The sequence below is a fragment of the Microbispora amethystogenes genome (assembly GCF_016863015.1).
Classification (GTDB): domain Bacteria; phylum Actinomycetota; class Actinomycetes; order Streptosporangiales; family Streptosporangiaceae; genus Microbispora; species Microbispora amethystogenes.
Window position 1 is genome coordinate 99,866 of the sequence record NZ_BOOB01000037.1, and the last position, 13,779, is coordinate 113,644.

At 71.3% G+C, this 13,779-nt stretch carries 10 protein-coding genes; 5 read left to right on the forward strand and 5 right to left on the reverse strand.

From position 1 onward, the window contains the following. The first annotated feature begins 80 nt into the window (after nt 1-80). A complete protein-coding gene (locus Mam01_RS23560; protein ID WP_204287383.1) occupies nt 81-686 on the forward strand; it encodes a class I SAM-dependent methyltransferase in 606 nt (201 codons plus the stop codon). Between the two features lie 18 nt (nt 687-704). Further along, nucleotides 705-1,886, forward strand: a complete 1,182-nt coding sequence (locus Mam01_RS23565; RefSeq protein WP_204287384.1) for an acyl-CoA dehydrogenase family protein — start codon at nt 705-707, stop codon at nt 1,884-1,886. Between the two features lie 15 nt (nt 1,887-1,901). Here the strand turns inward: Mam01_RS23565 and Mam01_RS23570 are convergent, their stop codons facing one another. Both Mam01_RS23570 and Mam01_RS23575 read right to left on the reverse strand, forming a co-directional pair. Further along, nucleotides 1,902-2,822, reverse strand: coding sequence for an alpha/beta hydrolase (locus tag Mam01_RS23570; protein WP_204287385.1), 921 nt, complete (start codon nt 2,820-2,822; stop codon nt 1,902-1,904). 13 nt (nt 2,823-2,835) lie between these two features. Continuing rightward, nucleotides 2,836-3,537: a gamma-glutamyl-gamma-aminobutyrate hydrolase family protein gene (locus tag Mam01_RS23575; protein ID WP_204287386.1), complete on the reverse strand. Its 702-nt coding sequence runs from the start codon at nt 3,535-3,537 to the stop codon at nt 2,836-2,838. A 338-nt stretch (nt 3,538-3,875) separates the two neighbouring features. Here Mam01_RS23575 and Mam01_RS23580 point away from each other — a divergent pair, with 338 nt between their 5' ends. Both Mam01_RS23580 and Mam01_RS23585 read left to right on the forward strand, forming a co-directional pair. Continuing rightward, a complete protein-coding gene (locus Mam01_RS23580; RefSeq protein ID WP_204287387.1) occupies nt 3,876-5,072 on the forward strand; it encodes an FAD-binding oxidoreductase in 1,197 nt (398 codons plus the stop codon). A gap of 24 nt (nt 5,073-5,096) precedes the next feature. Then, nucleotides 5,097-6,173 carry a WD40/YVTN/BNR-like repeat-containing protein gene (locus Mam01_RS23585; RefSeq protein WP_204287388.1) on the forward strand — a complete coding sequence of 359 codons (1,077 nt, stop codon included), beginning with the start codon at nt 5,097-5,099 and terminating at the stop codon, nt 6,171-6,173. A gap of 30 nt (nt 6,174-6,203) precedes the next feature. Here Mam01_RS23585 and thyX read toward each other — a convergent pair whose 3' ends face one another. After that, nucleotides 6,204-6,986, reverse strand: coding sequence for an FAD-dependent thymidylate synthase (thyX, locus tag Mam01_RS23590; protein WP_204287389.1), 783 nt, complete (start codon nt 6,984-6,986; stop codon nt 6,204-6,206). A 905-nt stretch (nt 6,987-7,891) separates the two neighbouring features. Here thyX and Mam01_RS23595 point away from each other — a divergent pair. Next, entirely contained in the window at nt 7,892-9,955 is a 2,064-nt protein-coding gene (locus tag Mam01_RS23595) for a cellulose binding domain-containing protein (protein ID WP_204287390.1), read from the forward strand. A gap of 314 nt (nt 9,956-10,269) precedes the next feature. Here Mam01_RS23595 and Mam01_RS23600 read toward each other — a convergent pair whose 3' ends face one another. Beyond that, nucleotides 10,270-11,442 (reverse strand): amidohydrolase family protein, encoded by a 1,173-nt coding sequence (locus Mam01_RS23600; protein ID WP_239101543.1) that lies wholly within the window; start codon nt 11,440-11,442, stop codon nt 10,270-10,272. Between the two features lie 65 nt (nt 11,443-11,507). Further along, nucleotides 11,508-13,676: an anthranilate synthase component I gene (locus Mam01_RS23605; protein ID WP_204287391.1), complete on the reverse strand. Its 2,169-nt coding sequence runs from the start codon at nt 13,674-13,676 to the stop codon at nt 11,508-11,510. Between the last annotated feature and the right edge of the window lie 103 nt (nt 13,677-13,779).

Consider the following 13,779-nt stretch of genomic DNA (forward strand, 5'->3'; position numbering starts at 1 on the left):
GCTCTCCATGCGCCGACCGGCCGCCAGGTCGGCCCGTATCGCGGGCGGATCGGGCCGTGACCCGGCCTAGCGTGACCGGCATGAACAGTGAGTCAGCGGTTCTCCTCGGCCAGTTCCTGCGCTCCCCGGCCGCCACAGGAGCGGTCGCGCCCAGCTCGCGGCGGCTGTCGCGGGCGGTGTGCGCACCGGTGCCCGAGGGGGGCGCGCCCGTCGTGGTGGAGCTGGGACCGGGCACCGGGCCCTTCACCGCCGAGATCCAGCGGCGGCTCGCGGGACGGGGACGCCATCTGGCCGTCGAGATCAACCCCCTCCTGGCGGGACGGCTCTCGACCCGCCACCCGGGGGTCGACCTGGTCGTCGGCAGCGCCGCGGACCTGCCCGCCCTGCTCGCCGAGCGGGGGCTGGCCGCGGCCGACGTGATCGTCAGCGGGCTGCCCTGGGCGGCGTTCTCCCCCGGCCACCAGGCCGCGCTGCTGCGCGCGGCGGTCGGCGCGCTCGCCCCGGGCGGCGCGTTCACGACCTTCTCCTACGTCCACGCCCGCGCGCTGCCCGCGGCCCTGCGCTTCCGCCGCGCGCTGACCGCCTCCTTCGAGGAGGTGGTGGCGGGCCGCACCGTGTGGCGCAACCTGCCGCCCGCGTTCGTCTACCACGCCCGCCGCCCGCGGGCGGACGCCGTCCTCCGGTGACGGATCTACAGTGTCGGCATGGACTTCACCCTGCCGGAGAGCGCGCAGGCGGTACGGCGCGGCGTCGCGGACGTCTGCGCGCGGTACGACATGGACTACTGGCAGCGCTGCGAGACGGAGAAGCGCTGGCCGGAGGAGGTGTGGGCGGATCTCGCCAAGGGCGGCTGGCTCGGCCTGGCCGTCCCGGAGGAGTACGGCGGGGCGGGCCAGGGCCTGCTCGAACTCGCGGTGGCCACCGAGACCCTGTCGGCCTCGGGCTCGGCCGGGGGCTCGGCCTTCATGTACGTGCTGACGCCTGGGTTCGGGGCGCTCACGCTGGCCAGGCACGGCTCGGCCGAGCAGAAGGAGGCCCTGTTGCCGAAGCTGGCGACGGGCGAAATGGAGACGTGCTTCGCGCTGACCGAGCCCGACGCCGGGTCCAACTCCCTGGCGATCTCGACCTTCGCCCGCCGCGACGGCTCGGACTTCGTGGTCAACGGCCAGAAGGTCTGGATCACCGGGGTGCAGCGGGCCGCCCGGATGCTGCTGGTCACCCGGACGATCCCGGCGGAGCGGGCCCGGCCCCGCACCGACGGGCTGACGGTCTTCCTGGTCGACGTGCCCGAGGCGGTGCGGGCGGGCGGCCTGACCTACCGGCCCATTCCCAAGATGGGCGCGAACACCACGCCGTCCAACATGGTTTTCGTCGACGACCTGCGGCTGCCCGCGTCCAGCGTGCTCGGCGAGGTGGACCGGGGCGTCGCCGTGCTGTGGGACGTGCTGAACCCCGAGCGGATCCTGCTGGCCGCGAGCGCGCTCGGCGCGGCCGAGGTGGCGTTGCGGGTGGGGGTGGACTACGCGAAGCAGCGGGAGGTCTTCGGCCGCCCGATCGGCGCCAACCAGGCGGTCGCGTTCCCGCTGGCGCGGGTCAAGGCCGAGATCGAGCTGGCCAGGCTGATGCTGTACAAGGCGGCCTGGTCCTTCGACAACGGGCTGCCCTGCGGCACCGAGGCCAACATCGCCAAGCTGGCCGCCTCGCGGGCCGCGTGGGAGGCGGCGGACGCCGCGTTCCAGACCCACGGCGGCATGGCCTACTCACTGGAGTATCCCGTGGCCCGGCTGCTCGCCGACGCGAGGATCGGCAGGATCGCCCCGGTCACCGAGGAACTGCTGCTGAACCACCTGGCCACCCAGGTCCTCGGCCTGCCGAGAAGCTTCTGAGCTCCTCGGCGCGGGTCACGCGAACGCCTCCTTGAGCCGCGTGGTGAGGAGGTCGCGGCCCTCGACCGCCTGGTCGAAGAACCCGGGCAGGCCGAGGAAGCCGTGCAGCGCGCCCTCGAAGCACCGGTACTCCACCGGCACACCGGCCTCCGCGAGCGCCCGGGCGTAGGCGGCCCCCTCGTCGCACAACGGGTCGTACTCGGCCGTGATCACCGTCGCGGGCGCGAGACCCGACTTGTCCGGCAGGTGGAGCGGCGCCAGACGGGGGTCGCGCGGATCGGCGCCGCCCGCGTACTGCTCGACGAACCACCTCATCTCCGCCGCCTCCAGCCCGTACCCCTTGCCGTTCGCCTGGAAGCTGGGCGTGTCGCCGGCGACGTCGGCGACCGGGTAGATCAGCGCCTGGTGGGCGAGACGGAGGCCCGCGTCCCTGGCGAGCCACGCGGCCACGGCCGCGAGGTTGCCGCCGGCGCTGTCGCCGACGACCGCGACCCGGCCGGCGTCGCCGCCGTAGAAGCCGGGCCTGTCGTATACGTCGCGGACCACCGCGAAGGCGTCGTCCGCCGCCGCCGGGAACGGATGCTCGGGCGCGAGACGGTAGTCCACCGAGACCACCACGGCGCCGGTGCGCGCGGCGAGATCCCGCGCGAGGGGGTCGTTGCGCTCGACGCTGCCGAAGACCCAGCCGCCACCGTGGTAGTAGACGAGCACCGGCAGCGGGTGCTCGCCGGGCTCCGGGCGGTAGATCCGGACCGGGACCCCGGCCACCGTCTCGTCCCTGACCACCGGCAGGTCGATCCTCGGCCCGCGCTGCTCGGCCAGCCCGTCCATCGTCCGCATTTCGGCGATCTGCTCGCGGGAGAGGGAGGCGAGGTCGGCGCCGAGGTCGGAGGGGAACAGCGCGAGGTAGGCCGCGGCCTGGGGATGCAACGCCATCCCTGAACAGTAATCAAGGACGGGCGGCGTCCACCAGAGCCTCGATGAGGCGGTTGTCCGCGCCGCGTTCGGGGTGCCACTGGACGCCGACGGCGAAACGGTGGCCCTGGAGTTCGACGCCTTCGACGATCTGGTCGTCCGCCCAGGCCACGGCGAGCAGGCCGGTGCCGAGACGCCGTACGGCCCGGCCGTGCGCGCCGGTCACCTCGGCGCGGTCGCCGACCGCCTTGCCCAGCCGGCTCGTCACGCTGATGGTCACGACGTGCCTCGCGGTCTCGTGCCGGTCGTGGCCCACGGCCGCGGGCAGGGAGGTGATCAGCGTGCCGCCCTGCGCCACGTTGAGCACGTGCATGCCGCGCGAGATCCCGAGCAGCGGCACGTCGACCTCCACCGCCGCCTGGGCGAGCGCCACCTCGAACCGGTCGCGGTGCGGCTGCGGCGCGGCGAGCGCGTCGCCGTCGTCCGCCTCGGCGGCGGGCGCCTCGCCGTACAGCGCGGGGTCGACGTCGACGCCGCCGGCGAGGATGAGGGCATCGAGGCGGCGCGCGTGGTCGCCGGCGGACACCGGGCTCAGCGGCGGCAGCAGGACGGGCGCGCCGCCCGCCTTCTCGACCGCACGCGCGTACGCGTGCGGCGACACCGCGGCCTCACGGACCCACGTCCCCCAGCGCGCGGCCTCAAGGTAGGTGGTGATGCCGACGATCGGACGCGCCATGGCGACTCCTGTGGTTCATGGGCGGCTTGGGTTCACGGGCGGCGGTTCATGGGCGGAGCAGGGCCCATCATGGCGCAGCTTCTTTCCTTTTTGTCGACTTTTGGATCAGTAACCACACCAGTCACACCAGTCACAAGGCAAGGATCACGAAAAATAACGAAGCGTTCACAGCTGGTCGCCTTGCCCGCGGATCGGTTGTGACGCACCGGAGTGGGTGGAACACTCCGGGGTGAGCGACCGGTCGGGCCGGGGCCTCCGTCGCTCGTCACCCGGAGCCGTCAGGGAGGTGGATCGACAGACCGGAGCACGCTTCCGGTCCCTAGGGTGGGACACAACCGATGTCGCCGAACACGCGCCTGATCAAGGAAAGCTTCGCGCTCGTCGAACCCGTCGCGGGGCGGGCCGCCGCGTACTTCTACGGATTGCTGTTCGCGCACTGCCCCAGCCTGCGCGGGATGTTCCCGCCGGACATGGCGGCGCCGCGCGGCCTGCTCCTCGACGTCCTCAGGAGGATCGTCCGGGAGCTCGACAGCCCCGAGAGGCTGACGTCCTATCTCGCCGGGCTGGGCCGCGACCAGCGCAGGTACGGCTTCTCCCCCGAGCACCACGCGGCCGCCGGCGCCGCCCTGCTCGCGACCATGAGGCGCTTCGCCGCGCGGACCTGGACCGAGGAGACCGAGGCCGCCTGGACCGAGGCGTACGCCATGGCCTCGCGGATCATGACGGACGCGGCCGCGGCGGAGACCACTCCCCCGTGGTGGCTGGCGGAGGTGATCGGCCACGAGCCGCGCTGCCGCGACCTCGCGGTCCTCACGCTGCGGCCGTCGCAGCCGATGGACTTCGTCCCCGGGCAGCACGTCACGGTGCAGACGGCCAGGTGGCCGCGGGTGTGGCGGCGCTTCTCCATCGCCAACGCCCCCCGCCCGGACGGCACGCTGCGCCTGCACGTGCGGGCCGTGCCCGGCGGCTGGGTGAGCTCGGCCCTGGTCCGCCACACGCGTCCCGGCGACCAGCTGCTGCTCGGCCCGCCCGCCGGCACCATGGCGCCGCCCGAGTCGGACCGCGACATCCTGTGCGTCGCCGGCGGCACCGGGCTCGCACCCCTGAAGGCCGTCATGGAGCACGTCATCGCCTCCGGCCGCCGCCCCAACATCCACCTGCTGTTCGGGGTACGGCACGCGGGCGACCTGTACGACATGCCCGACCTGGCGCGGATGGCGGCGGGCTTCCCCTGGCTGCGGGTGCTGCCGGTGGTCTCCGGCGACCCCGCCTACCGGGGGCTGCGCGGCCGGCTTCCCGACGTCGTGGACGCGTTCCCGTCCTGGGCGGATCACGAGGTGTACGTCTGCGGCCCGCCCCCCATGGTGGACGAGACCGTACGGCGCCTGCGGCTCTCGGGGGTGCCGCTCGCGCGGATCCACCGCGACACCGATCACCACGACGCCGATCGGGAGCGGGACCGCGACCGGAGGGACCCGACCGAAACGGTGAGCGCGCCGGACCGATTCCTGGCAGGATTCGAATCGAAAACGTGATCGAAATCCGGACAGGGAGGGCGCATGCCCGCACTACTCGCGATCGGCACCCGAAAAGGATTGTTCCTGGCACACTCCTCGAACGGCGGGCCGTTCGAGGTCGACCCCGTGCGCTTCTCGACCATCGGCGTCCCCTCCGTCGCCGTCGACACGCGCGGGCCGGTGCCGCGGATCCTGGCCGGGATCGAGTACGGCCATTTCGGGCCGTCCGTCCTGTGGTCGGACGACCTCGGCGAGACGTGGCAGGAGGCGGCCACCCCGCCGGTCGCCTTCCCCGAGCGCACCGGGGCCGCGCTGGCCCGGGTGTGGCAGCTCCAGCCGTCGCCGGCCGAGCCGGGAGTGGTGTGGGCGGGCGCCGAGCCGGCCGCGCTGTTCCGCTCGGAGGACGGCGGGGCCACCTACACGCTGGTCGAGGGCCTGTGGGACCACCCCACCCGGCCGCGGTGGCAGCCGGGCGGCGGCGGGCTGTGCCTGCACACGGTGATCCCGCACCCCACCGACCCCGGCCGGCTCGGCGTCGCCGCCTCCGCCGTCGGCTTCTTCCGCAGCGACGACGCCGGGGCCACCTGGCGGCCGTCCAACAGCGACATCCGCGCGCCCTTCCTGCCGGAGGGAGCGCAGTATCCCGAGTTCGGGCAGTGCGTGCACAAGGTGGCGCAGCATCCCGCGCGGCCCGAGCGGCTCTATCTCCAGCACCACTTCGGCGTCTACCGGTCCGACGACTTTGGCGGTTCCTGGACGGAGATCGGTTCCGGGCTGCCCTCCGACTTCGGGTTCCCGATCGCGGTCAGTCCGGACGATCCCGACCGGGTGTACGTCTTCCCACTGCACGGCGACGTCGACCGCACCCCCGTCGGCCACCGGTGCCGGGTGTTCCGCAGCGACGACGCCGGAGTCACCTGGCAGGGCTTCTCGGAGGGCCTGCCCGAGGGCCCGGCGCACGCCGCCGTGCTCCGGGACGCCATGACCGCCGGGCCCGCCGGGGTGTTCTTCGGCACCCGGGACGGCGAGGTGTACGGCTCCGCCGACGCGGGCGAGTCGTGGACGCTGATCGCCCGCCACCTGCCCGACGTCCTGTGCGTGCGGGCCGCCGTGGTCTGAGTGCCGTGCTGTGACTGCCCCGCCCGGCGCTCAGACCTTGCGGTGGCCGGGGATCCAGGCGCCGTCCTCGACCGTGTAGTCGCCGAACAACGCCGGGGCCTCCGCCCGCATGATCTCCCCGATGCGGTTGAACACGAGGCGGATCTCCTCCTCCGCCCCGGCGGCCGTACGGGACTCGATCGTGTGGCGCAGCGTGCGCATGTTGGCCGTCCAGACCAGGCCCGTCGCGACGCCCTCGGGGGCGAAGCGCCGCATGAACGAGGTGCGGTGCTTCTTCTCCGAGAACGGCACGCCGTCGGCGTCCAGCCCGAAGTGGGCGGACATCCAGTTCTGGAACTCCTCCATCCGGTCGAGCATCTCGGTCGCCCGCTTCATCAGCTCGGCGTCCTCGCGCGCCCACTCGGGGAACCAGAACGGCAGGTCGTTCAGCCGGACGAAGCGCAGCGACTCCTGCGAGATCGCCACCCCGGGCCGGTGCCGCACCAGCTCGTGGGTCATCACCCGCGAGACGTTGTGCAGCACGAAGCTGAAGCTGGCGTGCTCCAGGACGCTGCCGTGCGCGCTGGCGAGGATGTTGCGCAGGTACGCCTCCTGGTCGGCGCGGACCCGCACCACGTTGGGGTTGAGCCCCGGCTCGAACGAGCGGTAGCACAGCCGCCCGGCGAACTCGGCGAGGTCCTGCGCGTCGAACTCGCCGCGCTCCAGCCGCTCCAGCCAGCTCTCCCCGCCGACCTCCCGCAGGTAGCGGGCCAGCTCGTCGTAGTCGACGGACGGCTTGGCGACGAGGAAGACCTCGGGCTCGACGCTGCGCATTCAGATCCCCGTTGAGTCGGTGCCGGTTGTGACGGGTCCAAGCAAACCAGCTCAGGCCCCACGATCGCGACTCGGGGTGAGGCGCCCACCGCGCCCTGACGCGCGGTGCGCGCGATCAGCGGGAGCGAGTCTGGCCGTCGCCGTATGCCGAATCCGCTCTGAAAGATTCAGGAAAGTTTGCCTGGAAAATTTCTCTACTTACGGGCGTCCAGTTCGGCGTCGATGACAAAGGCGATGGTCATAGGGGCAGCGGACCAGTCGGTGAGAGGGCGGAGCCGCCCGCGTAGGGCGACAGTACCGAGGGCGGGTGGACTGAGACGGGCCTCATCTCTAGTTTATGTTTCGTTATGATCATCTAGAAAGTTTCTGTTCTGAGATGGTTCGGCGGGTTGGGCGGATCGCTCCTCATCAACGGAGAGTCCATGGTGCGCACGAGGCCCACTACGCGCCGATCGTCTCCATATACCTGTCCACATACCTGGTCGTCCGATGCCGGTTGCGCAAGGAAGTACTGATCGGCGCCGTCAAGGCCGACATCGAGGGAGAGTCCCGTTCGTAGTCTTCGACCCCACCACCGAACTGCCGGACGACGTCCCGTATGTCGGCGCCACCAACTGGGCGGGCGGCCGGTCGGCCCTGGGAGTCGCGGGCCTTCGGGTGGCCACCGACCTCGTCGTACACGCCGAGCCGACCAGACATGACGGACGAATGGCCGCGCTCCGCCTGCTGCGCGGCCCGGAACGACCCACGGCGATCTTCGAAGCCTCCGGCCTGACGGACAGGGAGACGCACGTGTTCACACCGCTGATCCGCTGGGATCAGCCCTTTTCGAGAGGAGGTGATCGACTACCGGATGTGATGCGAGTCGCTCAGCACTCCGTGCCCTCCCACAACAAGGAATCCCCGTGAAGACCAAACCTCTGGCGAAGTTACTAATCAGCACACTGCTTGCCGTTTTCGTCGGCGTCGGGACGACCGCTCTGGTGGCGCCGGAGTACGGCGCGATCGCGGCGACCGGCCCGGCCGGCGACGACTCGGCCGGCCTGGCAGCCGGCGGCTGCGTCGCCGATCCCACGCTGCCGGGCGCCACGAAGAGTTCCCTCTACACCGTCACGGCGGACGGCTCCCCGCTGTTCGTCGAGAAGATGACCAAGTTCGCTCCCGAGATGCAGGTGCACTACGCGCACTGCTCGATGGCGGCAGCGGGCACCGCCAGGTTCTCCGTCACCGTGGCCCAAAGCTTCAACTCGTACACCGTCAGCCCCAAGAGCCGGAAGCTGGCGGTCACCAGAAGCGGCAACACCATCACCTTCGACAGCGGCCCGAACTACTTGATCGTCCAGTTCGACTCCGCGGAGCTGCTGTTCATCCTCATTGACGCACCCGAGTCCGATGCGCCGCACCTGGGGGACGCCAACGTCAAGAGCCTGGCCGACTACGGGGTCGACAACACCGGGGGGACACTCGTCACGGCCAAGATCCAAAGTGCCATCAACGCCGCTTCGGGAGCGACCCGCAATATCCTTTACGTGCCGGCCGGCAAGTACCTGGTCGGCGAGCTCTGGCTGAAAAGCAACATGACGTTGTATCTGGCCGCCGGTGCGGTCCTCTACGGCTCGAACAACAAGGCGGACTTCAACACCGGCAGCGGCGGGGTGAACATCGAGGGCATGCAGCACGCCTCCCTGCGGGTGTACCAGGTCAGCAACGCGAAGCTGCTGGGCCGCGGTGTCATCGACGGAAACGGGAAGTCGCTGCGGGCGCAGGGCCTGAACCTGGCGTTGCTGAAGATCGAGCAGAGTTCGAACATCCAGGTCGACGGCCCGATCGTCCGTGACTCCAGCTACTGGAACACGCTCGTCTACCGCAGCGACAAGGTCACCATCAAGCACTACAAGCTGATCAACTGTCGGCCCACGACGGGTTACAACAACACCGACGGTGTGGATTTCGACGAGTCGACCAACGGCCTGTTGTCCAATGCCTTCCTCTACACCGGTGACGACAACATGGCGACCAAGAACGAGGACACCACCGCCGGTGCGATCGACACCAAGAACGTCGTCCACGAGCATGTCGTCTGCTACAGCAATTCCGGCTGCGCGAAGATCGGCACCAAGACGGAAGGGCGGTCGATGGACGGGGTCGCGTTCCGTGACATCGACGTGGTGAAGGCGGGACGCTCGATGGTGATCGACGCGGTCGACACGGCCGTTGTCTCGAACACCCGGTGGGAGAACATCAGGGTGGAGAACACCGACAGCCTGATCGACCTGCAGGAGGACCGGCCGCCTTCCTGGCGAACCGTGAAGAACACCGCGACGATCCGCGACGCCTACTTCACCAACGTCTCCTCCGACGTGAAGAAGGTCGTCAACCTGCACGGTCGTTCGTCGAGCGTGAACATCAACGGCGTACATTTCACCAACTTCACCGTCCAGGGCAAACCCGTCACCAGTTCAACCGACGCGGACGCGAGCTGGAACATCAACTCCTACGTCTCCAACATCACCTTCTCCACGGCCCCGACCTCCACGCCCTCGCCGAGCCCGACACCCTCGCCGAGCCCCACGCCCTCGCCGAGCCCCACGCCCTCGCTGAGCCCCTCGCCCTCGCTGAGCCCCTCGCCCTCGCCCTCGCCGAGCCAGTCCGGCGTCTGCGAGGTGGGCTACACGATGAACTCCTGGAACGACGGGTTCACCGCCAGCATCCACATCACCAACCGTGGCACATCAACGATCGACGGTTGGACCTTGGCGTTCACACTTCCTGGCGGGCAGACCATCACCAACGGCTGGAACGCCACCTACACCGGCTCCAGCGGTCAGATCTCCGCGCGCAACGTCTCGTACAACGGGACGCTGGCAGCAGGCGGATCCACCGACATCGGCTTCCAGGCCACCCATACCGGCAATACCGGCAAGCCTGACCAGTTTGCCCTCAACGGCGTCAGCTGCGCCATTTCCTGACAGGAACGCCGTATGTGTGCTGCTTCTGCCGGTTGATCTCGCGCAAGGGTGTCGAGGCCAACCGGTCGGCGGCCACCTGGTCGCGCCTGATCGGGGCGGCGACGTGAAGGCCCGGATCCCTGACGAGGGTCCGGGCCTTTGCGTACTTCGCCCACGGCTGCGACTGCCCCTGCTGCGCTGCGTGACCGGCAGAGCGGCGCGGGTTCCGGTCACCTTCGATCACCTCGTTGTGCCTGCCTGACCTGCGGAAAGGGCGTGCCGTTCCAGCCCCTTCCGGCGGAACAAAGGCATTGCCTTTACGTTGTAGATTCGGTTCAGAGGCGGTAGACGCGCCGGGCGTTGGCCGAGCCGATCATGTGGGCGATCCGGGCCGCGTCGGAGACGCTCCACTCTCCCTCGGCGATCCGGCCGGCCAGCAGCCGGGCCAGGCCGCGGCGGTGATAGAGGGCGGCCAGATAACACAGCTCGGCGGCGCCGCGGCAGCCGGAGCCGTACATCTGCTTGTGGAACGGCGCGAGCTCCAGCAGCTCGCGCAGGATGTGGGCCGAGCCCGCCCCGGTGAGCGCCACGGCGAGCCCGGCGTCCACGTAGACGTGCGGGAAGACGCTCGCGAGGTACGCCGCCTCGCGGTGGCAGGGATAGCAGTGCACCAGCACGACCGGCACCCCGAGCGGGGCGAGGGCGCGGACGAACCCCGTGAGCCCCGCCGGGTCGGCCGTGTGGATCTGGATCGGCAGGCTCCGCTCCCTCGCCACGTCGGCGGCGGCCCACAGCAGGTGCCGTACGAGGACCGGGTCGGCGAGGCGGGCCTTGGGATCGGCGAGCCTGCGGCCGGCCGCGGCGATCACGCTGCCGCGGGAGGGCCGGGACGGGTCGGCGCCGGGCCGGCGGCGGTGCGCGGCGACCGTCTTCAGCCCGGCGGCGCGGGCCGCGCGGGCGGTGAGCTCGTCCCGCAGCGCGCCCGCGTAGTCGACGGCGGGCAGGCCCGCCTCGGCGACGTCCCGCTCGACCTGCTCCAGCCGGACGATCTCGTCGGCGACGGCGCCACCGAGCCGCCCCATCTCGGCCGGGCCGAGCAGGTCGGGGGCCTCCGGGCCGGTGTCCACCAGGAAGGCCGAGACGCCGGCGCCGCGCAGCAGCCGCCGGTTGACCTCGGCGGCGCCGAGCTCGGTGCGGCGGGACAGGTACACCGCGGCCGACGCGTGCGGCTCCAGGCCGAGGACCGGCGCGCACCAGCGCCGGATGGCCGCGCCCGCCGGGGTGTCGAAGTGGGTGGTCCCGGGCGGCGCGGGCGCGCCGCCCTCGGCGACCAGCTGCTCGAACCCCGAACGCGGCGGGTCGTCGCGCCGCACCCCGTGGCAGTGCTGGTCGACCATCGGCGCGAGCAGGGCCGCCCGCACCGTGTCGGGGACGGGCACGGGCAGCGGGTCCGCCGAAAGCAACGGGTCCGCGGGAAGCGGCGGGGCATGAAGTCGCGTCTCCGGCACGGCAGAGGACTCTACGGCTCCCCCGCCGCGCCGGCGCCGTCCGAGGACGGCTCTTTACCCGCCGTCTACCGGGCGCAGAGACGCAGCACGTTGGCGATGATCCTCGCCCCCGCGCGGCCCTCGGTCGTCAGGATCGACTCGGGGTGGAACTGGACGCCGAAGCGCAGGTTCTCGGTGTCCTCCACGGCCATCGCCGCGCCGTCCGGCGTGAACGCCGTGACCCGGAAGCCGGTGACCCCCGGCTCCTTGGCGTGCAGGGAGTGGTAGCGGGCCGCGACGAACTCGCCGGGCAGCCCGTCGAGCAGCGCGCTGTCGCCCTCGCGCCGGACGCGCCCGCGCTTGCCGTGCTCGGGGTACGGCAGCAGTTCCAGCGTGCCGCCCGCCTGCTCGACCATCGCCTGCAGGCCGAGGCACACCCCGAAGACCGGCAGCCTCCGGGCGTACAACGCCTCCAGCAGGGCGGCGCAGCCGAAGTCGGACGGCCAGCCGGGGCCGGGCGACAGCACCACGAGCGTGGGCGCGATCTCGTCGAGCTTCTCCATCGGGAAGCCGTGCCGCAGCGTGACCACCGACGCGCCCTGCTGCCGGAAGTAGTCGGCGAGGGTGTTGACGAAGGAGTCCTCGTGGTCGACGAGCAGCACCCGGTGGCCCTCCCCCGGCAGGTCGGCGGGGGGTGCCGCCGGGGCGTCCTCCCGCGGGCGGGTGGCCGCGGCGAGCGCGCCGAGCAGGGCGCTGGCCTTGAGCTCGGTCTCCCGCTCCTCGGCCTCGGGGTCGGAGTCGTAGAGCAGCGTGGCCCCGGCGCGCACGGTGGCCACGCCGTCGCGGATCTGCGCGGTGCGCAGGGTAAGGCCGGTGTTCATCGAGCCGTCGAAGCCGATGAAGCCGACGGCGCCGCCGTACCAGCGCCGGGTGGTCTCCTCGTGGTCCTCGATGAACTGCATGGCCCACGTCTTGGGGGCGCCGGTGACCGTGACCGCCCACATGTGGGTGAGGAACGCGTCGAGCGCGTCGAACTCGGGGCGCAGGCGGCCCTCGATGTGGTCGACGGTGTGGATCAGCCGGGAGTACATCTCGATCTGCCGGCGGCCGATCACCCGGACGCTGCCGGGGACGCAGATGCGCGACTTGTCGTTGCGGTCCACGTCCGTGCACATGGTCAGCTCCGACTCCTCCTTCACGCTGGACAGGAGGGTGCGGATCGCCTCGGCGTCCTCGACCGGGTCGGCCCCGCGGGCGATGGTGCCGGAGATCGGGCAGGTCTCGATCCGGTCGCCCGTCACCCGCACGTACATCTCGGGCGAGGCGCCGACGAGGTGCTCTCCGTCGCCGAGGTTCAGCAGGAACTCGTACGGCGCGGGGTTGGCGGTGCGCAGGGACCGGTAGAAGGCGGCGGGATCGGTGCAGACCGAGTGGAAGACCTGGCCGGGGACGACCTCGAACAGGTCGCCGCGCTGGAACTTCTCCTTGGCCTCGGCGACGACGCGGGAGTAGGTGCCCCGGACCGGGTCGGGCGGGACCGCGCCGGGCGTGACGAGGGGCGTCGTCTCGCCGGAGCGCTCCATGCCCTGGGTGGAGGCGCCGTCCACGGTGAACTCGTAGCGGAACTCCGTGGTGGTCTCACGGACCCGGTCGATCACGACGAGCCGGTCCGGAAGATGGAGCACCAGGTCGCGCTGGTCGCCGGGGCGGGTGAGGCGGTAGCGGATCGGCTCGAACTGGAAGGCGAGGTCGTAGCCGAAGGCGCCGTACAGGCCGAGGTGCGGGTCGTCGCCGCGGAAGGCGGCGATGACCTCGCGGATGGCGGTGAAGACGGTGGGCCGGCGGCTGCGCATCTCCTCCGGGAGCAGGTCCTCCGACTCGGGGACGTGCACCTCGACGAAGCCGGGCGTCGGCTCCGACACCGGCTTGCCCGCCGCCAGCAGGCAGGAGGCGACGACGGGCAGCACAACCTGGCCGCGCTCGTTGAGCGCCCGCGCGGAGATCCGGCGCCCCCGCGCGACGATCTCCAGGCAGGGGTCCACGTAGCCGAAGGCCCATCGGCTGTAGCGCCCGGGGTAGTCCATGCCGGAGGAGAAGGCTCCGCCGCGCCGCTCGGCGAGCGACGTGATGATCTCCTCCAGCGCCTCCTCGGGCACCTCGCGCACGGCCCGCTCGACCGCGATGCCGCCCGCGGTGGTATATCCGCTGATCTCCACTGTCCACGCCCCTTTTTTCGTATGCCCCGGGGCGGACATACAGAAGGCCGCCACTCACGGGGCGGCCGGTCTCCTCGATGCGAAGAATGCGAAAACGCCGCCAGCTAGCGGCGCCACCACTGGGAGGGTGCAGAAGTTCGCA